This is a genomic window from Stenotrophomonas sp. TWI700 (assembly GCF_039673645.1).
GTDB classification, from domain to species: Bacteria; Pseudomonadota; Gammaproteobacteria; order Xanthomonadales; family Xanthomonadaceae; genus Stenotrophomonas; species Stenotrophomonas maltophilia_AA.
Genome location: NZ_JBDJMB010000028.1, coordinates 1 through 20,666, shown reverse-complemented (window position 1 = coordinate 20,666; position 20,666 = coordinate 1). Strand labels below are relative to the sequence as shown.

The window sequence follows — 20,666 nt, the reverse complement described above, 5'->3', positions numbered from 1 at the left end:
CCTAACATCTCCGTGCCACCGCCTTTACGCGCCGGCCCCCATGGTGGGACGGCGCGGACTGTTCCGCGCGCCACTGGAGCGACCCATGTCCGTAGCCAAAATCATCGAGATCAACGCCTCCTCCAAAACCAGCGTCGAGGACGCGGTGCGCAGCGGCCTGAAGAAGGTGTCCGAGACGGTCAAAGGCATCCAGGGCGCCTGGATCAATGAAACCAAGGTCGTCACCGATGGCGAGGGCAACATCACCGAGTGGCGGGTGAATCTGCGGGTGACCTTCCTGGTCGGCTGATCACTGCGTTTCCCTCGCTGCCGCCGTCAGCGCGGCGCGACGATCCGGCGCTGTTCGTCTAGCACGATCACCGTGTCGGCCAGCGCCGGCAAGGTACGCAGCGCCTGCCGGCTGACCCGTTCGTAGTACTGCACGAAGCGCTCCAGCTGGGCGCGGCTCATGCTGCTGCGATCGGGTTGGGCGGCCTGCAGGTTCTGCTCCTGCTGCCAGCGCCAGCGCGGGATCACCGAGAAGTCCGGCGGCTGCAGGAACCACAGCAGGTCGCAACGCTGCCACAGCGCGGGGTAGTCCTGCGCGAGCGCGTGATTGCACCAGCGGCGCCAGCGGCCATCGGCATCGGCGTCGCGTTCAAGTGCGTTGAGGGGAGGATCCAGGTCGGCCTCGTCCTGTGCCGGCGTGCCGAGGAACCAGCCTTCGAACACCAGCAGGTCGAGCGGGCGGTCGATGCGCGGCCAGTCCTTTTCGGGCTGGCGCTCGTCGGCCAGTTTGTCGAAACGGGGCAGGGCGACCGGGCCGCCGGCCGCGACCGCGTCCAGGGTGGCATGGGCCAGAGCCAGATCGTGGGTGCCCGGCGGGCCGCGGGTCAGCAGCAGCGGGTGCACCTGCCGCGCCAGGCGCTGGCGCTGGGCGCGGGTCAGGTAGACATCATCGATGGAAAGCATCGCCGCGTGCAGGCCGCGCGATTCCGCGAGTGCCACAACCTGCGCGGCCAGCGTCGATTTGCCGCTCCCCTGCAGGCCGCTGATCGCCAATACTGGGATGGCCGCGGCGCAGCTCAGTGCGTCGTCCAGCGCCTGTGCCACCAGTGCATCCGGAAAACCTTTCGTCGGGGGCATGTACGCAGGTGCAGGCATGCAGCGACAATAAACCCAAACCGCGTGACAAGAAAACCGCCATGACCGATCTGTATGCCGAAGCGTTGTCCACCTTTGCCGGGCTGTTCGAAGAAGCCAAGGCAAGCCGCGAAGTCGAACCGAATGCGATGACGGTGGCCACGGCCGACCCTAGCGGCCAGCCCTCCGCGAGGACCGTGTTGCTGAAGGCCTTCGACGAACGCGGGTTCGTCTTCTACACACACCTGGACAGCCACAAGGGGCGTGAACTGCAGGCCAATCCACGCGCCGCGCTGCTGTTCCTGTGGCGCAGCCTGCGCGAAGCCGGCATCCAGGTGCGGATCGAAGGCGGGGTGGAGAAGGTCAGCGACGCCGAGGCCGATGCGTACTTCGCCTCGCGCCCGCGCATGAGCCAGATCGGCGCGTGGGCGTCACTGCAATCGAAGACGCTGGCCTCGCGCGAAGAATTCGACGCGCGTGTGGCGGCCACCGAGGCCAGTTTCGAAGGCCGCGACGTGCCGCGTCCGGAAGGCTGGAGCGGCCTGCGCGTGGTGCCGCAGCGGATCGAGTTCTGGTACGGCGCGCAGTTCCGCCTGCACGAGCGCTGGTGCTATGAGACCGGTGTGGACGGGCAGTGGAGCAAGCGGATGTTGTTCCCGTAATCAGGCCGGCGGAAGCTCGCGCAGCCACCGCCACAGCGTCGTCCGCGATACGCCCAGCTGCGCACACGCCTGCTCGCGGTTGCCGCCGCAGTCGGCCAGCAGTCGCCGCAGCGCGGCCGCATCCGGCCGCGCCGCCGAGGCAGCGGTGAGGGCTGCCGGGGCGCCGGCGCCTGGAACCGCCAGTGGCCGCTGCGCCGCGTGCAGCTCCGGCAACCAGTGCAGCATCTGCGGCAACGTCAGCTCGCCCGGCTGTTGCTGCCAGTGGATGCGCAGGCGGTCGACCATGTTGCGCAGCTCACGCACGTTGCCCGGCCACGCGTAGTCGTGCAGTCGCGCCATCGCCTCGGCGGACAACGGTGCGTCCGTACCCGCGAGCTGCCGGAAGAAATGGCTTACCAGCAAGGGGACATCCTCGCGCCGTTCGTGCAGCGTCGGCAGCGCGATGCGCAGCGCGGCCAGGCGGTAGTACAGATCGCGGCGGAAGCGTTGTGTGTCCACCAGCGATTCCAGTGTCTGCAACGTGGCCGCGACCACGCGTACGTCCACCGGCGTCGGCTCGGTGGCGCCGACGCGCAGCACTTCGCGCTCTTCCAGTACCCGCAGCAGCCGGGTCTGCAACGGCAGCGGCAGTTCGCCGATTTCATCGAGGAACAGGGTGCCGCCCTCGGCAGCTTCGACCAGACCGACACGACCGCCGCGCCGCGCGCCGGTGAACGCACCTTCGTTGTAGCCGAACAGCTCGGCCTCCAGCAGCGACTCGCTGATCGCCCCGCAGTTCAGCGCGACGAAGCGGCCGCGTCGACCGCTGGCGGCGTGCAGTTGCCGCGCCACCAGTTCCTTTCCGGTACCGGTGGCGCCGGTCACCAGCACCGTGCTGTCGTAAGGTGCATACAGCGCGATGTGCCCGCGCACCTGCTGGATCGGCGCGCTGTCGCCGAGCAGGGCGTGATCAGCATCGCGTGGCCTGGCCGGTGTGCGCCGCCGCGGTGACGGCGCACCGGAGCGCGCCAGGGTCTGGGTCAGCTCCAGTGCGTGTTCGAACGCCTGTCGCACCGAATCGGCCGAGTACAGCAGCACGCCAGGCAGCCCGACCTGTTCGGCATGGTCGATCGCCATGCCGGTGCCGACGATCACCTCGATGCCGTTGGCGCGCAGGTCGGCGATGCAGTCGCGCGCATCCTCGCGGGTGACGAAGCGGCGGTGCTCGATATCCAGCCCGAAGCTGTGCTGGAAGCTGCCGAACGTCGGCACGTCGGTGGCGTGCGTGACCAGGCCGATCCGCGGCGCGATCCGGCGCGCGCGCGCCAGCGCTTCCATCAGGTCGAAGCCATTGGCCTGGATCGGGACCAGCGGTACTTCCAGCCGGCTGCGCAGGTAGGCCGCGTTCGAGCCACCGGCAATCACCACATCGCAGTGTTCGCGGCGCAGGCGCTGGCCGATGACATCCACTGCCTCCTCGAAACCGAGGTTGATCGGCACGATGCGGGCGCGGCGGTCGAACTCGGGGATCACATCCCCCAGCAGGCCGGTCAGGCGCGACACGCTGACGGTCCAGATCACCGGCAGCTGGCCGGCATCGGGATCGGACAGGCGGGCGCGGTGGCGGGGCAGGCTGATCGACATGGTCGTGTTTCAATGTTTCAGTTGCAGCCATGTTACAGATGTTTCAATGTTTCAAGGTGAAACATCGCAGCCACCTCGCTGCATCAATGAAATCAGACACTTGCCATCTGGCACGGCCCTTGCGCTTATCAACCGGTCAATCACGATGGAATGCCGCATGAGCACCCCCGTTTCTTCCGCTGGCGCCCGTTTCCGCGCCGCACTGGCCGCCGAATCGCCGTTGCAGGTGATCGGTGCGATCAACGCCAACCACGCGCTGCTGGCCAAGCGCGCCGGCTACCGGGCGATCTACCTCTCCGGCGGCGGCGTCGCGGCCGGCTCGCTGGGCCTGCCGGACCTGGGCATCAACACCCTGGAAGACGTGCTGATCGACGTGCGCCGCATCACCGATGTGTGCGACCTGCCGCTGATGGTGGATATCGACACCGGTTTCGGTCCCAGCGCATTCAACATCGCCCGCACGGTCAAGTCGCTGATCAAGGCAGGCGCGGCTGCCTGCCATATCGAAGACCAGGTCGGCGCCAAGCGCTGCGGTCACCGCCCGGGCAAGGAGATCGTGTCGCAGGGGGAGATGGTGGACCGGGTCAAGGCCGCCGCCGATGCGAAGACCGATCCGGACTTCTTCCTGATCGCGCGCACCGATGCCATCCAGGTCGATGGCGTGGAGGCCGCGATCGAACGCGCCATCGCCTGCGTCGAGGCCGGTGCCGATGGCATCTTCGCCGAGGCGGCCTACGATCTGGAGACCTACCGCCGCTTCGTCGATGCGGTGAAGGTGCCGGTGCTGGCCAACATCACCGAGTTCGGCGCCACGCCGCTGTTCAGCCGCGATGAGCTGGCCTCGGCCGGCGTCGCCATCCAGCTGTTCCCGCTGTCCGCGTTCCGCGCTGCCAACAAGGCGGCAGAGAACGTGTATGAGACCATCCGCCGCGAGGGCCACCAGCGTAATGTGGTGGAGGCGATGCAGACCCGCGAGGAACTCTATGACCGTATCGGTTACCACGCCTTCGAGCAGCAGCTCGATGCGTTGTTCGCCGCCAAGAAGTAAGACCGCACACTGTTTTCTGGAGGGATCATGAGCGACACCACTACCGCCCCCGGCTTCAAGCCGAAGAAATCCGTCGCCCTGTCGGGCACCGCCGCCGGCAACACCGCGCTGTGCACCGTCGGCCGCAGCGGCAACGACCTGCATTACCGCGGGTATGACATCGCCGATCTGGCCAACACCAGCGAGTTCGAGGAAATCGCGCATCTGCTGGTCCACGGCAAGCTGCCGACGCGTGCCGAACTGGTCGCCTACAAGACCAAGCTGAAGTCGCTGCGTGGCATCCCGGCCGCGGTCAAGGCCGCGCTGGAAGAACTGCCGCCGTCCGCGCACCCGATGGACGTGATGCGCACCGGCGTGTCCGTACTCGGCTGCGTGTCGCCGGAGAAGGACGACCACAACCATCCGGGCGCGCGCGACATCGCCGACAAGCTGATGGCCTGCCTGGGTTCGATGCTGCTGTACTGGTACCACTGGAGCCACAACGGCCGCGCGATCGACGTGGAAACCGACGATGACTCCATCGGTGGCCACTTCCTGCACCTGCTGCACGGCGAGAAGCCGCAGGATTCGTGGGTCAAGGCGATGCACACCTCGCTGATCCTGTACGCCGAGCACGAGTTCAACGCCTCGACCTTCGCCTGCCGTGTCATCGCCGGCACCGGCAGTGACATGTACAGCGCGATCACCGGCGGCATCGGTGCGCTGCGCGGTCCCAAGCACGGCGGCGCCAATGAAGTGGCCTTCGAAGTGCAGAAGCGCTACGACAGCCCGGACGACGCCGAAGCCGATATCAAGGCCCGCGTCGAGCGCAAGGAAGTCGTGATCGGTTTCGGCCACCCGGTCTACACCGTCAGCGATCCGCGCAACAACATCATCAAGGACGTGGCGCGCGACCTGTCCGCCGAGCAACAGAACGTCAAGATGTACGACATCGCCGAGCGTCTGGAATCGGTGATGTGGGACATCAAGAAGATGTTCCCGAACCTGGACTGGTTCAGCGCGGTCAGCTACCACATGATGGGCGTGCCGACGGCGATGTTCACCCCGTTGTTCGTGATTGCCCGCACCTCCGGTTGGAGCGCGCACATCATCGAGCAGCGCATCGACGGCAAGATCATCCGCCCGAGCGCGAACTACACCGGCCCGGAAGACCAGGCCTTCGTGCCGATCGACCAGCGCAAGTAAGACAGACGTACCGCACCCGTTCGCGGGTGCTTTGCGGAACAGGCCGGCGCGATGCCGGTCTGCTCCGTTGCGGCGTCGCTACTCCTTCTTCGCCGGTGTCACGACGCCCCGGCCCGCCAACAAGCAGCTATCGCCAGCCATGAATACTCAGTACCGCAAGAACCTCCCCGGCACCGCGCTGGACTATTTCGATACCCGTGCCGCCGTCGACGCGTTGCAGCCCGGTGCCTATGCCACGCTGCCGTATACCTCGCGCGTGCTGGCCGAAAACCTGGTGCGCCGCTGCGATCCGGCCACGCTGGAGGCCTCGCTGCGCCAGCTGATCGAACGCCGCCAGGACCTGGATTTCCCGTGGTTCCCGGCCCGCGTGGTCTGTCATGACATTCTCGGCCAGACCGCCCTGGTCGATCTGGCCGGCCTGCGCGATGCCATCGCCGATGCCGGCGGTGATCCGGCGCAGATCAATCCGGTGGTCCCGACCCAGCTGATCGTCGATCACTCGCTGGCGGTGGAATTCCCCGGCTTCGACAAGGCTGCGTTCGAGAAGAACCGCGCCGTCGAGGACCGTCGCAATGAAGACCGCTTCCACTTCATCAACTGGACCAAGAAGGCGTTCAAGAACGTCGACGTGATCCCGCCGGGCAACGGGATCATGCACCAGATCAACCTGGAGAAGATGTCGCCGGTCGTGCAGGTGCGCGATGGCGTGGCCTTCCCGGATACCTGCGTGGGCACCGACAGCCACACCCCGCACGTGGACGCGCTGGGCGTGATCGCGATCGGCGTGGGCGGCCTGGAAGCAGAGAGCGTGATGCTCGGCCGTGCCTCCTGGATGCGCCTGCCCGACATCATCGGCGTGGAGCTGACCGGCCGCCCGCAGCCCGGCATCACCTGCACCGACGTGGTGCTGGCGCTGACCGAGTTCCTGCGCAGGGAGCGCGTGGTCGGTGCGTGGATCGAGTTCTACGGGGAGGGCGCCAACGCGCTGACCATCGGTGACCGCGCCACCATCTCCAACATGACGCCGGAGTTCGGTGCCACCGCGGCGATGTTCTACATCGACCAGCAGACCCTGGACTACCTGCGCCTGACCGGCCGCGAAGATGCCCAGGTCGCGCTGGTGGAAACCTACGCCAAGGCCACCGGCCTGTGGGCCGACGATCTGGTCACCGCGCAGTACGAGCGCGTGCTGCAGTTCGACCTGTCCACCGTGGTGCGCAACATGGCCGGCCCGTCCAACCCGCACAAGCGCGTGGCGACCACCGACCTGGCCGCCCGCGGCATCGCCGATGAAGGCAAGCTGGCCTCGGGCAAGCTGGAACAGGCCGACGGCCTGATGCCCGATGGCGCGGTGATCATTGCCGCGATCACCAGCTGCACCAACACCAGCAACCCGCGCAACGTGATCTCCGCGGCATTGCTGGCGCGCAATGCCAACCGTGCCGGCTTGACCCGCAAGCCGTGGGTGAAGAGCTCGCTGGCGCCGGGGTCCAAGGCCGTGCAGCTGTATCTGGAAGAAGCCGGCCTGCTGACCGAGCTGGAACAGATGGGCTTTGGCATCGTCGCCTTCGCGTGCACCACCTGCAACGGCATGAGTGGCGCGTTGGACCCGAAGATCCAGCAGGAAGTGATCGACCGCGACCTGTATGCCACCGCCGTGCTCTCGGGCAACCGCAACTTCGATGGCCGCATCCACCCGTACGCCAAGCAGGCCTTCTTGGCCTCGCCGCCCCTGGTGGTGGCGTACGCGATCGCCGGTACGGTGCGCTTCGATATCGAGAAGGACGCGCTCGGCCATGACGCCGACGGCAACCCGATCACGCTGAAGGACCTGTGGCCGAGCGATGCCGAGATCGACGCGGTGGTCAAGGCCTGCGTCAAGCCCGAGCAGTTCCGCAAGGTCTACGACCCGATGTTCACCTTCAAGGTGGAACACGGCGCCCCGATCAGCCCGCTGTACGACTGGCGCCCGCAGAGCACCTACATCCGCCGCCCGCCGTACTGGGAAGGCGCGTTGGCCGGTGCGCGCAGCCTGACCGGCATGCGACCGCTGGCGGTGCTCGGCGACAACATCACCACCGACCATCTGTCGCCGTCCAACGCGATCATGGCCAGCAGCGCGGCCGGCGAGTACCTGGCGAAGATGGGCCTGCCCGAGGAAGACTTCAATTCCTACGCGACCCACCGCGGCGATCACCTCACCGCGCAGCGTGCCACCTTCGCCAACCCGAAGCTGATCAATGAAATGGCCGTGATCGACGGCCAGGTCACGCAGGGTTCGCTGGCGCGCGTGGAGCCGGAAGGCCAGGTCACCCGCATGTGGGAAGCGATCGAAACCTACATGTCGCGCAAGCAGCCGCTGATCATCATCGCCGGTGCCGACTACGGCCAGGGCAGCTCGCGTGACTGGGCCGCCAAGGGCGTGCGCCTGGCCGGCGTGGAGGCGATCGCCGCCGAAGGCTTCGAGCGCATCCACCGTACCAACCTGATCGGCATGGGCGTGCTGCCGCTGGAGTTCAAGGAAGGCGTCAACCGCAGGACGCTGGGCATCGACGGCTCTGAAACCTTCGATGTGCTCGGCGACCGCGTGCCGCGCGCCGAGCTGACCCTGGTCGTCCACCGCCGCAACGGTGAACAGCTGCGGGTGCCGGTCACCTGCCGCCTGGATACCGCCGAAGAGGTGTCGATCTACGAGGCCGGCGGCGTGCTGCAGCGGTTCGCCCAGGACTTCCTGGAATCGGCGCAGGTGATGTGACGGTATGCCAGGCCCGCCGCGAGGTGCGGGCCTGGCGCGTCGCTGGCATGGGGCCATCGGCGCGTAGGTGCGACAATAACCGGGACAGCCGGCGACATGTTTTACACCGTGGCGGGCGCGATCAATACCGCCTTCATCCTGCTGAGCCTTGTGGGTGTGTGGGCCCAGCTGCGCAAGGTGTGGCAGCGCCGCGCGAGCGCGACGGCGGGCGCAATCGCCACCGATATCCTGTCGCTCAACCAGTTCACGGTCAGTTTCCTCGCCTACCTGTCGTTCTTCGTCTACGGCTACAGCATCCAGCCGTTCAACCACTTCATCGTGTGGCCGCGCCTGCTTGCCTCGGTGCTTGTGCTGCTGATCCTGAGAGAGATCTGGACGGACCGGCGCAGCCGCGCTGCGACCGCCAGCCTTGTCGTGGCGTGCGTGGCGCTGTTGTGCGCACTGCTGGGCCTGGTGTGGGGGCAGCGTCACGTGGATGAGGGTCGCGTGCTCGCCTCGGCGATGATCGTGGCCGTTACCGCGCTGCTGGCCCAGGGCTATGCGCACCAGATCCTGCTGATCTGGCGCTCCGGCCGCACCGGCGCGGTGTCGCTGCGGATGAGCCAGCTGATCCTGCTGATGGACATCTCCACCATAGTGTTCGCCTTCGCCATGGGCTTGCGTCTGGGCTGGCCGTTGCTGCTGCTGGCCGTGGTCAGCGGAAGCACCAAGCTGATCATCCTGTGGCTGTTTCGCTGGGAGCGTCGTAGTGCGGCGGCCGAAATAGTGGAGCGGCGGGATGAACGAGGCGGAGTTGCGATCAATGAGATGTAAGTGCACACTTTTATGGCAAAAATTGCCAAAGAGGTCTGGTCATGGCCACGATGAACATCTCGCTCACCGATCCGCTCAAACAGTTTGTCGATGAGGAAGTGAGCCAAGGGGGGTACTCCAGTACGTCCGACTACGTGCGCGACCTGATCCGCCAGCGCCAGCGGCAAAAGGCCGAAGAGCTGCTGCGCCGGTTGATTGCGGAGGGCTTGGCGTCTGGCCCAAGTGTCCCGGTCACCCCGGCAACCTTCGAGCGCATGCGCCAGGAACTGGCGGCACGGTTGGACCGTGACGCCGATTGAGTGGCGGCCACGCGCGGAACAGGACGTGGCCGACGCTGCGCTCTGGTTCGCGCGCCAGGGCGGGTTGGCGCTGGGCGAACGTTTCATTGCAGCGGTGGGTGCCGCGTTGGTGCGGATCGCAGCGTTTCCCGGGGCCGGATCGGCTGGGCATGCCTGGGTCAGTGAGGAGCTTCCGGTCCCGCTGCGCTTCGTGGTGTTGCCCGTCTTCGATCGCTATCTGATCTATTACCTCGAGCACCCGGACCGCGTTGACATCCTTCGCGTCTGGGATGCCTCACGCGGGTTGGATGCATTGATGGATCAGACGCCATGACCGTCCTCCGATGCACTGCATCGCTCCTCAAACGGATGAAGTATCCGGCCAAGCCAGAGGAGCCCGAACCCCAACGAAATCCGCTGGGCGAGTGGTACGCGGATCTCCTGATATGGAAGCGGCACCCTCATGTGGTGCTGATGAACGCGGACACTGGCGTGGTCATGGTCCTCCCGGGGCTGGCGGCCGACCTCGTCAGACTGAGTCTTCATGCACAGCTTCACTTCGAGGTGCTGTGCAATCAATTCGACTTGCAGGGAAAAGCCGTCGAGGCCGAGATTCGAGGCTTCAAGGGCGGCTTTCACTGTGGTGCCACGCGTGATCGCAGTCTGGTGGGGTCGCTGAAGGAGCGAAAGCTTGACCTCGCCGAGACCTTCGATCATGGAACAAAAAGCAAATTCGACGCTGCGGCTCATTGTTGGGAAGGGCTATTCCTTCCTTCCAAACATTCTTCCCATCCGCCGTCCGGGCCACACGATTACAAGACCCCGTTGGCGTTGGCCCGAGAGCGGTTGATGCCACAGACACCTCTCTTCCCCGTCAATCCTGCACGGACATGATTCCATGACCCATCTCCCCCAGCTCCGCATTCCCGCCACCTACATGCGCGGTGGCACCAGCAAGGGTGTGTTCTTCAAGCTGACCGATCTGCCTGCCGCGGCGCAGGTGCCCGGTCCGGCGCGCGACGCGCTGCTGATGCGCGTGATCGGCTCGCCCGACCCGTACGCCAAGCACACCGATGGCATGGGCGGCGCGACCTCCAGCACCAGCAAGTGCGTGATCATCTCCGCACCGTCGGTGCCGGAGCACGACGTGGATTATCTGTACGGGCAGGTTTCGATCGAGACCGCGTTTGTCGACTGGACCGGCAACTGCGGCAATCTCAGCACGGCGGTGGGCCCGTTCGCGATCAGCAACGGCCTGATTGATCCGGCGCGGATGCCGCACAATGGCGTCTGCACCGTACGCATCTGGCAGGCCAACATCGGCAAGACCATCCTGGCGCACGTGCCGATCGTGGACGGCCAGGTGCAGGAAGATGGCGATTTCGAGCTGGATGGCGTGACCTTCCCGGCCGCGGAGATCCAGCTGGAGTTCCTGGATCCCTCCGATGACGGCGAGGGCGGGGCGATGTTCCCGACCGGCAACCTGGTCGACACGCTCGACGTGCCCGGCGTGGGCAGCTTCCAGGTCACGATGATCACCGCCGGCATTCCCACCATCTTCCTCAACGCGGCTGACCTGGGCTACACGGGCACCGAGCTGCAGCCGGCGATCAACGAGGACAAGGCGGCTCTGGCGCGTTTCGAAGCGATCCGCGCGCACGGCGCGGTGCGCATGGGCCTGATCGAGACGATCGAACAGGCGGCGACCCGCCAGCACACGCCCAAGGTCGCCTTCGTCGCGCCGGCGCAGGACTACGTGTCGTCCAGCGGCAGGCAGATCGCCGCCGGCGAGATCGACCTGCATGCGCGCGCGCTGTCCATGGGCAAGCTGCACCACGCGATGATGGGCACTGCCGCGGTCGCCATCGGCACTGCCGCCGCGATTCCGGGCACGCTGGTGAATCTCGCCGCCGGCGGTGGTGAGCGTGAATCGGTGAGCTTCGGTCATCCCTCCGGCACCTTGCGCGTGGGTGCACAGGCGATGCACGTTGACGGTCAGTGGACGGTCACCAAGGCCATCATGAGCCGCAGCGCCCGCGTCTTGATGGACGGTGCGGTACGGGTGCCTGCCACTACCTTGTAATACCCAACAGGAGAAACGCGATGTCCGGTCACGACAGCCACAGCAACCAGCGCCCGCCATGGGACACGGTCCTGACCGACATCGTCGATTACGTCCGCGACTACCAGGTCAGCTCGCCGCAGGCGTACACCACCGCGCGGCACTGCCTGATCGATACGCTGGGCTGCGGACTGGCGGCGCTCTCGTTCCCGGCCTGCAGCAAGCTGCTCGGACCGCTGGTGCCCGGCATGCGGGTGATCAACGGCGCGCGCGTTCCCGGTACCCGCTTCGAGCTCGATCCGGTGCAGGGCGCCTTCAACATCGGCGCGATGATCCGCTGGCTGGATTTCAACGACACCTGGCTGGCGGCGGAGTGGGGGCATCCCTCCGACAACCTCGGCGGCATCCTCGCCACCGCCGACTGGCTCAGCCGCAATGCCGAGGCGCTGCGCCGGGCGCCGCTGACCATGCGCGATGTGCTGGCCGCGATGGTCAAGGCCCATGAGATCCAGGGCTGCCTGGCGCTGGAGAATGCGTTCAACCGGGTCGGGCTGGACCACGTGGTGCTGGTCAAGGTCGCCTCCACCGCAGTCGTCTCGCACATGCTGGGCCTGGATCGCGAGCGCATGCTCAATGCCCTGTCGCTGGCCTGGGTGGACGGGCAGTCGCTGCGCACCTACCGGCACGCGCCCAACACCGGCTCGCGCAAGAGCTGGGCGGCCGGTGATGCCACCAGCCGTGCGGTGCGCCTGTCGCTGATGGCCGCGGCCGGGGAGATGGGCTATCCGAGTGCGCTGACCGCGCCGACCTGGGGCTTCTACGATGTGTCCTTCGGCGGGCAGCCGTTCCGCTTCCAGCGGCCTTACGGCAGCTACGTGATGGAGAACGTACTGTTCAAGATCAGCTATCCGGCCGAGTTCCATGGCCAGACCGCGGTCGAGGCGGCGATGCAGCTGCACGCGCAGATGCGCGCCAGCGGCAAGCGCAGCGATGACATCGCGCAGATCACCCTGCGCACCCAGCAGGCCTGCCTGCGCATCATCGACAAGCCCGGCCCGCTGCATAACCCGGCCGACCGCGACCACTGCGTGCAGTACATGGTGGCGATCGGCCTGATCTTCGGCCGCCTGGTCGCCGAGGATTACGAGGACGACGTCGCTGCCGATCCGCGCATCGATCCGCTGCGGGCGAAGATCACCTGCGTGGAAGATCCCCGGTTCACCGCGGATTACATCGACCCGGACAAGCGCAGCATCGCCAACGCGCTGCAGGTGACCTTCACCGATGGCAGCACGATGGACGCGGTGGTCGAGTACCCGCTGGGCCATGCCCGCCGCCGCGCCGAGGGCATCCCGCTGCTGGAGGACAAGTTCCGCCGGCACCTGGCCGGGGTGTTCCCGACCGTGCAGCAGCGCCGGATCCTGGAGGCGTCGCTGGACCCGGTGGCGCTGGAGGCGATGCCGGTGCACGAGTATGTGGACCTCTACGTGGCCGGGTAGACGCCGACCGTTGGTCGGCTGCCCTTGGCCGTGGCCCTGGCCGCCGCCCATGACGCCCGGATCGCCCGGGGTCGCCCGCGAACGAGCGGGGACGCCCCGTATACTGGCGGCCTTGTTCAAGGAGTGACGTCATGGGTAGCCTCAGGCGGTTCGGGCAGTGGAGCTGGAAAGGAATCGCGGGCCTGGCGCTGGTCGCCGGCCTGGCCATCGGCGTCGGGGGCTGCAAGCGCAACGACAGCGGCCAGCTGCCGGCGCCGTCCGGCGCGCCGATCACGGCCAAGGCCGAGGCGGTCACCGAGTTCACCCTGGTCCGGGCCTACCCCGATCAGAAGAGCGATGGCCTGTCGCTGGCGCTGGAGTTCTCGCGCCCGCTGGTCGGCACCCAGGACTTCGACACGCTGGTCCGCTTCGCCGAGAAGGTCGGCACCGAGGACAGCAGCTGGTCGCTGTCCGATGACGGCAAGACCCTGCGCTATCCGTTCGTGGAGGCGGCCAAGGAATACGCGCTGATCGTCTCGCCCGACCTGCTTGCCGCCGATGGCAGCCGGATCGGCAAGGAGCTGCGCCAGAAGGTCTTCACCGGTGAGCTCAAGCCGGTGGCCGGGTTCGCCTCGCAGGGCAGCGTGCTGCCGGCCAAGGACAGCCGCGGCCTGCCGGTGGTCTCGGTCAACGTGCCGGAAGTGGACGTGGAATTCCTGCGCGTGCGCGAAAAGGAACTGCCGAACTTCTTCAGCCAGTACCAGCGTGGCGGCCGCCGCGGCAGCTGGGAGCTGGACAGCGATTACGGCGACAAGACGCCGATGTCGAAGCTGGCCGAGCCGGTCTACGTGAACCGCTTCGTCATCGGCGGCAAGCAGAACGAGCGCGTGCTCACCTACCTGCCGACGCAGGACATCAAGGAGCTGCAGCAGCCCGGCCTGTATTTCGCGGTGATGAAGCGCAGCGGTTCGTTCGAAGGTGAGTACGACACCGCCTTCTTCACCGTCAGCGACATCGGCCTGCATACGCGCGCCTACAAGGACAAGCTGTTCGTGCACACGGCCTCGCTGCAGAGCGGGGCGTCGCTGAAGAAGATCGAGCTGCGCATCCTGGATGGCAAGGGCGAGGTGGTGCTCAAGGGCGCGACCGACGGCAACGGCAATGCGCTGCTCAATTACACGCTGGATGCCAGCCATGTGCTGATCGCCAGCAGTGGCGGCGATACCTCGATGCTGCCGTTCAACCAGCCCGCGCTGGACCTGAGCGAGTTCGCCGTGGCCGGGCGCGACAATGCCTGGTTCGACGTGTTCACCTGGTCGGGCCGCGACCTGTACCGCCCCGGCGAGACCGTGCGCATCTCGGCCCTGCTGCGCGACAACGACGGCAAGCCGGTGAAGCCACAGCCCGTCTTCCTGCGCCTCAAGCAGCCGGACGGCAAGACCTTCCGCGAGACCCGCCTGACCCCGGGCGAGCAGGGCTACTTCAGCTTCGAGCAGCTGATTCCGGCCGAGGCGCCGACCGGGCGCTGGCAGGTGGAGTTCCGCACCAATCCGGCCAGCAAGGAAGCGATCCAGGGCATGACCCTGCGCATCGAAGAGTTCCTGCCCGAGCGCATGAAGCTGGACCTGGACAGCGCACAGAAGACGCTCAAGCCGGGCGAGCCGCTCAAGCTGCAGGCCGACGCCGCGTATCTGTACGGCGCGCCGGCCGACGGCAACCGCTTTACCGCTCGCCTGGCCGTGGCGGCCGAGCAGTCGCCGGTGGAGTCGCTGCCGGGCTATTTCTTCGGCGATCCGACCACCGCGCTGCCGCGCGAGGCGCGCGACGTCATCGATACCGAGTTCCCGGCAGACGGCACGCTGCGCCAGGACGTGGAGCTGCCGGCCGAGGTCAAGCCGACCGCACCGATCGCCGTGGTGCTGTCCGGCAGCGTGTATGAAACCGGTGGCCGCACCGTGACCCGCACCCTGAAGCGGGTGATGTGGCCGGCCGCGGCCCTGGTCGGCGTGCGCCCACTGTTCAACCCCAAGGATGGCGCGGATGCCAACAGCAACGCGCGCTTCGAACTGATGCGCGTGGACGCGGCGGGCAAGCCGCAGCCGGCCAAGGGCCTGAAGGTCACGCTGGTGCGCGAGCTGCGCGATTACCACTGGACCTTCAACGACAACCGCTGGGATTACGACTTCACCCGCCGCTTCGAGAACAAGGACACCCGCACCGTCGATGCCGGCAGCGCGGCGGTCGGTGTTGATGTCCCGGTGGAGTGGGGTGAGTACCGGCTGGACGTGTTCGACCCGGCTACCGGGCTGACCAGCCGCTATCCGTTCAACGCCGGCTGGAGCTGGAACGACGACAACCGCGGCCTGGATGCGCGCCCGGACAAGGTCAAGCTGGCGCTGGACAAGACCGGCTACAAGGCCGGCGACACCGTGCGCGTCACCGTGACCCCGCCGCATGCCGGCAAGGGCGTGCTGATGGTCGAGAGCGACAAGATGCTCTACGTCCAGGACATCGATGCCAAGCCAGGCAGCACCTACGACATTCCGGTCACGGCCGAGTGGGAACGCCACGACGTCTACATCACCGCGCTGGTGTTCCGTGGTGGCAGTGCGCCGAGCAAGATCACCCCGGCCCGTGCGGTCGGCGTGGTGCATGTGCCGATGAACCGCAAGGCCCGCCAGATCGCGGTCGGCCTGGTGGCACCGAAGCAGATGCGCCCGGAGCAGACGCTGCCGGTCACCGTCAGTGCCCCGCAGCTGGCTGGCAAGGTCGCGCATGTGACGGTCTCGGCCGTGGATGTGGGCATCCTCAACATCACCCGCTTCCCGGTTCCCGATGCCGCCGCGCACTTCTTCGCGCAGCGTCGCCTGGGCGTGGATGCGTATGACATCTACAGCCGTGTGATCGAAAGCTTCGACGGCAGCAGCGGCAAGCTGAAGTTCGGTGGCGACATGGCCCTGGCCGCGATGCCGCAGGCCAAGCGTCCGACCGCGCGCGTGCAGACGGTGGATCTGTTCTCCGGCCCGGTGAAGCTCGATGCCAAGGGCATCGCGCGGATCGCGCTGAAGGTGCCGGATTTCAACGGCACCCTGCGCGTCTCGGCGCTGGTGTACGCCGATGACCAGTACGGCAAGCGCGATGTGGAGACCGTGGTGCGCGCGCCGATCCTGGCCGAAGCCAGCATGCCGCGCGTGATGGCGCCCGGGGATACCAGCACGGTCACCCTGGACGTGCAGAACTTCACCGGCAGGCCGGGCGAGTTCAAGGTGCAGGTAGATGGCATCGGGCCGCTGACCCTGGGCGACTCCAGCCGCACGCTCAAGCTCAACGCCGACGCCAAGAGCACGCTGAGCTTCCCGTTGACCGCGCGCGAGGGTTACACGGTAGCCAAGGTCCGCGTACGCGTGGACGGCAACGGTTTCAAGGTCGATCGCCGCTATGACCTGCCGGTCCGTGCGGCGTGGCCGCAGGTGCTGCGCGCACAGACCCGCACGCTGGATCCGCTGGCCGCCGTCACGATGGAAGCCGGGCTGGCCGACGGCTTGATGAACGACTCGGTGACCGCACGCATGCTGGTCAGCGCGCTGCCGCCGATTCCCTTCGCCAGTGCCCTGAACGGCGCGCTCAACTATCCGTATGGCTGCGCCGAGCAGACCACCAGCAAGGGCTATGCCGCGCTGATGCTGGATGAAGCGACCTCGGCCATGCTGGGTGCGGACGGGCTGGATGCCAAGACCCGCCGCGAGCGCATGGAAGGTGCGTTCGGCCGCCTGGCCTCGATGCAGGTGGCCAACGGCAACTTCTCGATGTGGGGCGACGACGGCTACATCAATCCGTGGCTGACGCCGTACATCGCCGAGTTCCTGCTCGACGCCAAGGACGCCGGCTTCGCGGTACCGGACAACGTGCTGCAGAAGGCGCTGAACCGCCTGAGCGAAGACCTGCTGTCCGGCGGCAACCAGTTCTATGGCGAGGACCGCCGCGAGAACCTGAAGTTCGCCAACCAGGCCTATTCGGGCTACGTGCTGGCCCGGGTCAACCGCGCGCCGCTGGGTACCCTGCGTGCGCTGTACGACAACGAGCGCAGCAAGTCGCTGACCGGCCTGTCGCTGGTGCACCTGGGCATCGCCCTGTCCCTGCAGGGCGACCACAAGCGCGGTGATGCGGCCATTGCCGCCGGCTTTGCCAAGAGCGCGGACGACCGTCCGGCCTACTTCGGCGATTACGGCAGCGCGGTGCGCGATGACGCGTTGATGATCGCGCTGCTGCACGAACGCAAGCTGTCCAAGCCGGCCTACGATGCACGCGCGGTCGATCTCGGCCGCGCGCTGGACGCCCGCCGCAACAGCGGCTGGATGTGGTTGAGCACCCAGGAGCAGGTAGCGCTGGCGCGCATGGGCAAGGCGCTGTCGGCCAACCAGAAGAAGCTGGTGTCCGGCGAGCTGGTGGTCGGTGGCGAGAGCGAGAGCATCTCGGCGCGCCGCATGTTCGGCCGCAGCTTCGACTACGCCGCGCTGGCCAAGGGCGTGCGCTTCACCCCGCAGGGGGAGCCGCCGATGTTCGCCAGCCTGGAAGTGGCCGGCATTCCGCGCAACCCGCCGGAACCGGACAGCCGCACGCTCGGCGTGGAGCGCAGCTGGTACACCACCGACGGCAAGCCGTGGACGCCGCGTCCGCTGAAGGAAGGCGAGGCCCTGATCGTGCGGGTCAGCGTCACCCCGAACGTGGACATGCCCGATGCCCTGCTGACCGATCTGCTGCCGGCCGGGCTGGAGATCGAGAACTTCAACCTGGGCGATGCCAAGCAGTGGGCGGATGTCGTTGTCGACGGGTTGAGCGTCAACGATCGTGGCGATGCGGCCAACATCAAGCACGAAGAGTTCCGCGACGACCGCTATGTGGCCGCGCTGAAACTCTCGCGTGGCAGCACCGCCAAGGTGTTCTACCTGGTGCGTGCGGTCACGCCGGGCACGTATCGCGTGCCGCCGCCGCTGGTGGAGGACATGTACCGTCCCGACCTGCGCGGCGTGGGTCGCAGTCTCCCGGCCTCGCTGACCGTGGTGCAGCCCTGATCGCAGGGCGGGCCGTCGCGATGACGGCCCGCCTGCCTCGCTGCTGAATGGACATGACGTCTCATTTTTCCAAGCGGTCGTGGGCCTCCGTACGACGCAACGTGCTGCCCTGCCTGCGTTGGGGCACGGCGGCGGTGCTCGCGCTGCTGCTGGTGATGGATCTTGCGTTCCCGCCACCGCTGCCCAGGCAGCGCGACACCAGCACCCTGGTCGTCGCGCGCGATGGCACGCCACTGCGCGCCTTCGCCGATGCCGACGGGGTGTGGCGCTACCCGGCCTCCGCCGACAGCGTCTCGCCGCTGTACCTGCAGGCGCTGCTGAACTACGAAGACCGCTGGTTCTGGCGGCATCCGGGCATCAATCCGTGGGGACTGCTGCGCGCCGGCAAGCAATGGCTGTTCGAACAGCGGATCGTCTCCGGCGGCTCGACCCTGACCATGCAGGTCGCGCGCATCCTCGATCCGCATACGCGCACGCCATGGGGCAAGACCAAGCAGCTGCTGCGCGCGCTGCAGCTGGAACTGCACCTGAGCAAGGCGCAGATCCTGGCGCTGTATCTGGAACGCGCGCCCTACGGCGGCACCATCGAAGGCGTCGAGGCGGCGAGCTGGGCCTATCTGGGCAAGCCGGCCTCGCAGCTGTCACATGCCGAGGCGGCGTTGCTGGCGGTGCTGCCGCAGTCGCCGAGCCGGCTGCGTCCGGACCGGCACCCGGAAGCGGCGCAACGTGCGCGCGACAAGGTGCTGGAGCGGATGGTGTCGCTCGGCGTGTGGTCACGCGAGGAGGTCGACGATGCGCGCATCGAGCCGGTGGTCACGCGTGCCCTGCAGCCGCCGCTGCATGCGGCGTTGCTGGCCCAGCGGCTGCGCTCGGCGCAGCCGCGGGTGGCGCGGATCGAGAGCACGCTGGACATCGGCCTGCAGCGCACGCTGGAGGAACGCGTGTCGTCGTACTTCTCGCAGTTGCCCGAGCGCACCTCGGCCGCGCTGCTGGTGGTGGACAACCGCACGCTGGAGGCGCGTGCCTATGTCGGCTCGGTCGCCTTCGGCGACAAGCAACGGCTCGGCCATGTGGACATGGTCCAGGCCTGGCGCTCGCCGGGCTCGACGCTGAAACCGTTCCTGTACGGCATGGCGCTGGATGATGGCCTGATCCATTCGGAAAGCCTGATGGTGGATGCGCCGCAGAGTTTCGGCGGTTACCGGCCGGGCAACTTCGATGCGGCTTTCAACGGGCCCGTCAGTGTGGCCACGGCGCTGCGGTTGTCGCTCAACGTGCCGGCCGTGGACCTGCTGGACCGGGTCGGCTCGGCGCGCTTCGCGGCACGCCTCTCGCATGCGGGCATCAACCTGCGCTTTCCGCACGGAAGTGCGCCGAACCTGTCGCTGATACTGGGCGGTACCGGCGCGCGGCTGGAGGACCTGGTCGGTACCTTTGCCGCGTTCAATCGCAACGGCATCGCCGGGCGGGTGCGTTACACCGCCGAGGATGCGGTGATCGAGCGTCGCCTGATGTCACCGGGCGCGGCCTGGATCACCCGCGAGATGCTCGAATCCAATCCCCGCCCGGGGTATGGCGCGGGCACCTTCGACGTCACCGGCCGCCCGCGCGTGGCCTGGAAGACCGGCACCAGCTACGGCTACCGCGATGCCTGGGCGATCGGCACGACGCGGCATTACACGGTGGGCGTCTGGGTCGGGCGTCCGGATGGCACGCCGCTGCCCGGGCAGTACGGCGCGGTGACCGCGTTGCCGCTGATGTTCGAGGTGATCGACAGTCTGCCGCGCCAGGCCGGCGATGCCAGTGCGGCGCCGATGCCGGCGAGCGTGGCGCAGGCCGATATCTGCTGGCCCACCGGGGGTCTGGCCGAGCAGACGGCGCCCGCGCTGTGCCAGCGGCGGATGCCGGCGTTCGTGCTGGACGGCGCGGTACCGCCGACCTTCGCCGAGCGCGATGCGCGGCTGTGGCAGCCGGGCCTGCAGCGCTTCCAGGTGGATGCGCGCACGGGGCTGCGGCTGTCGCCGGAGTGCAGCCGGCCGCATGAGGCGGAGTCGCGTGAGATCGCACGCTGGCCGGCGTTGTTGTCGCCGTGGCTGCCGCAGGCGCAGCGCCAGGCCTCGCAACTGCCGGTGCTGTCGCCGGATTGCAGCGCGGACGGCCGCGACAGTGGCGGCACCCTGCACATCGAGGGGCTGAACGACCGCGCGACCCTCGCACGCGCGCCGAATGCCGAACACGGCGTGCGCCTGCAACTGCGTGCGCTGGGCAATGAGACCACGGTGGACTGGCTGCTGGATGACCGCTGGATCGCCCGCACCGAAGGCGCGCGGCTGTTCCAGCGCGATTTCGATGAGGTGGGCGAGCACACGCTGACCGCATTGGCCGCGGATGGTGCGTGGACGCAGGTCCGGTTCCGGATCCTGCGCTGACGTCGCGCTGCCCAGGACCTGGTAGTGCCGGCCGCTGGCCGGCATCACGCCATGAGCGGTAGTGCCGGCCGTTGGCCGGCATCACGCCATGAGCGGTAGTGCCGGCCGTTGGCCGGCATCACGCCATGAGCGGTAGTGC

The 20,666-nt window shown here is 67.4% G+C and carries 15 protein-coding genes; 13 read left to right on the top strand and 2 right to left on the bottom strand.

All coding sequences use genetic code 11. The features are described 5' to 3' along the window. The first annotated feature begins 85 nt into the window (after positions 1-85). Positions 86-289 (top strand): dodecin family protein, encoded by a 204-nt coding sequence (locus ABE473_RS16030; protein ID WP_121038908.1) that lies wholly within the window; start codon positions 86-88, stop codon positions 287-289. 26 nt (positions 290-315) lie between these two features. Here the strand turns inward: ABE473_RS16030 and ABE473_RS16025 are convergent, their stop codons facing one another. Then, positions 316-1,143, bottom strand: a complete 828-nt coding sequence (locus tag ABE473_RS16025) for a kinase (RefSeq protein WP_346490190.1) — start codon at positions 1,141-1,143, stop codon at positions 316-318. Positions 1,144-1,184: 41 nt separating this feature from the next. Between ABE473_RS16025 and pdxH the strand changes: the two genes are divergently transcribed. Beyond that, the gene (gene pdxH, locus ABE473_RS16020) at positions 1,185-1,784 is read left to right on the top strand and encodes a pyridoxamine 5'-phosphate oxidase (RefSeq protein ID WP_346490189.1); all 600 of its coding nucleotides are present in this window, start codon (positions 1,185-1,187) and stop codon (positions 1,782-1,784) included. Here the strand turns inward: pdxH and prpR are convergent, their stop codons facing one another. Beyond that, complete coding sequence (prpR, locus tag ABE473_RS16015) at positions 1,785-3,407, bottom strand: propionate catabolism operon regulatory protein PrpR (RefSeq protein WP_346490188.1); 1,623 nt, start codon at positions 3,405-3,407, stop codon at positions 1,785-1,787. It lies immediately after the preceding gene. A 157-nt stretch (positions 3,408-3,564) separates the two neighbouring features. Between prpR and prpB the strand changes: the two genes are divergently transcribed. The 11 genes from prpB (at position 3,565) to pbpC (ending at position 20,527) form a co-directional block, all read left to right on the top strand. Beyond that, a complete protein-coding gene (gene prpB / locus ABE473_RS16010; protein ID WP_176990577.1) occupies positions 3,565-4,455 on the top strand; it encodes a methylisocitrate lyase in 891 nt (296 codons plus the stop codon). A 27-nt stretch (positions 4,456-4,482) separates the two neighbouring features. Continuing rightward, positions 4,483-5,640, top strand: coding sequence for a 2-methylcitrate synthase (prpC, locus tag ABE473_RS16005; RefSeq protein ID WP_346490187.1), 1,158 nt, complete (start codon positions 4,483-4,485; stop codon positions 5,638-5,640). Positions 5,641-5,779: 139 nt separating this feature from the next. Further along, the gene (gene acnD, locus ABE473_RS16000) at positions 5,780-8,395 is read left to right on the top strand and encodes a Fe/S-dependent 2-methylisocitrate dehydratase AcnD (RefSeq protein WP_346490186.1); all 2,616 of its coding nucleotides are present in this window, start codon (positions 5,780-5,782) and stop codon (positions 8,393-8,395) included. 108 nt (positions 8,396-8,503) lie between these two features. After that, positions 8,504-9,208 carry a hypothetical protein gene (locus tag ABE473_RS15995; RefSeq protein WP_346490185.1) on the top strand — a complete coding sequence of 235 codons (705 nt, stop codon included), beginning with the start codon at positions 8,504-8,506 and terminating at the stop codon, positions 9,206-9,208. Between the two features lie 41 nt (positions 9,209-9,249). After that, on the top strand, positions 9,250-9,507 hold the full coding sequence (locus ABE473_RS15990) for a type II toxin-antitoxin system ParD family antitoxin (protein ID WP_346490184.1): 258 nt from the start codon (positions 9,250-9,252) through the stop codon (positions 9,505-9,507). Further along, the gene (locus tag ABE473_RS15985; protein ID WP_346490183.1) at positions 9,494-9,820 is read left to right on the top strand and encodes a type II toxin-antitoxin system RelE/ParE family toxin; all 327 of its coding nucleotides are present in this window, start codon (positions 9,494-9,496) and stop codon (positions 9,818-9,820) included. The genes ABE473_RS15990 and ABE473_RS15985 overlap by 14 nt, the downstream gene beginning before the upstream one ends. Next, complete coding sequence (locus ABE473_RS15980) at positions 9,817-10,380, top strand: hypothetical protein (RefSeq protein WP_346490182.1); 564 nt, start codon at positions 9,817-9,819, stop codon at positions 10,378-10,380. The genes ABE473_RS15985 and ABE473_RS15980 overlap by 4 nt, the downstream gene beginning before the upstream one ends. A 4-nt stretch (positions 10,381-10,384) precedes the next feature. After that, positions 10,385-11,569 carry a 2-methylaconitate cis-trans isomerase PrpF gene (gene prpF / locus ABE473_RS15975; protein ID WP_346490181.1) on the top strand — a complete coding sequence of 395 codons (1,185 nt, stop codon included), beginning with the start codon at positions 10,385-10,387 and terminating at the stop codon, positions 11,567-11,569. A gap of 20 nt (positions 11,570-11,589) precedes the next feature. Then, positions 11,590-13,047, top strand: a complete 1,458-nt coding sequence (locus ABE473_RS15970) for a bifunctional 2-methylcitrate dehydratase/aconitate hydratase (RefSeq protein WP_346490180.1) — start codon at positions 11,590-11,592, stop codon at positions 13,045-13,047. A gap of 131 nt (positions 13,048-13,178) precedes the next feature. After that, positions 13,179-18,098 carry an alpha-2-macroglobulin gene (locus ABE473_RS15965; protein ID WP_346490179.1) on the top strand — a complete coding sequence of 1,640 codons (4,920 nt, stop codon included), beginning with the start codon at positions 13,179-13,181 and terminating at the stop codon, positions 18,096-18,098. A 53-nt stretch (positions 18,099-18,151) separates the two neighbouring features. After that, on the top strand, positions 18,152-20,527 hold the full coding sequence (gene pbpC, locus ABE473_RS15960; protein ID WP_346490178.1) for a penicillin-binding protein 1C: 2,376 nt from the start codon (positions 18,152-18,154) through the stop codon (positions 20,525-20,527). The last annotated feature ends 139 nt before the right edge of the window (positions 20,528-20,666 follow it).

Bases quoted from the DNA above. Each gene is read 5' to 3' on its own strand.
- ABE473_RS16030 (WP_121038908.1), top strand. From the start codon at position 86: ATGTCCGTAGCCAAAATCATCGAGATCAACGCCTCCTCCAAAACCAGC.
- ABE473_RS16025 (WP_346490190.1), bottom strand. From the start codon at position 1,143: ATGCCTGCACCTGCGTACATGCCCCCGACGAAAGGTTTTCCGGATGCA.
- pdxH (WP_346490189.1), top strand. From the start codon at position 1,185: ATGACCGATCTGTATGCCGAAGCGTTGTCCACCTTTGCCGGGCTGTTC.
- prpR (WP_346490188.1), bottom strand. From the start codon at position 3,407: ATGTCGATCAGCCTGCCCCGCCACCGCGCCCGCCTGTCCGATCCCGAT.
- prpB (WP_176990577.1), top strand. From the start codon at position 3,565: ATGAGCACCCCCGTTTCTTCCGCTGGCGCCCGTTTCCGCGCCGCACTG.
- prpC (WP_346490187.1), top strand. From the start codon at position 4,483: ATGAGCGACACCACTACCGCCCCCGGCTTCAAGCCGAAGAAATCCGTC.
- acnD (WP_346490186.1), top strand. From the start codon at position 5,780: ATGAATACTCAGTACCGCAAGAACCTCCCCGGCACCGCGCTGGACTAT.
- ABE473_RS15990 (WP_346490184.1), top strand. From the start codon at position 9,250: ATGGCCACGATGAACATCTCGCTCACCGATCCGCTCAAACAGTTTGTC.
- ABE473_RS15980 (WP_346490182.1), top strand. From the start codon at position 9,817: ATGACCGTCCTCCGATGCACTGCATCGCTCCTCAAACGGATGAAGTAT.
- prpF (WP_346490181.1), top strand. From the start codon at position 10,385: ATGACCCATCTCCCCCAGCTCCGCATTCCCGCCACCTACATGCGCGGT.
- ABE473_RS15970 (WP_346490180.1), top strand. From the start codon at position 11,590: ATGTCCGGTCACGACAGCCACAGCAACCAGCGCCCGCCATGGGACACG.
- ABE473_RS15965 (WP_346490179.1), top strand. From the start codon at position 13,179: ATGGGTAGCCTCAGGCGGTTCGGGCAGTGGAGCTGGAAAGGAATCGCG.
- pbpC (WP_346490178.1), top strand. From the start codon at position 18,152: ATGACGTCTCATTTTTCCAAGCGGTCGTGGGCCTCCGTACGACGCAAC.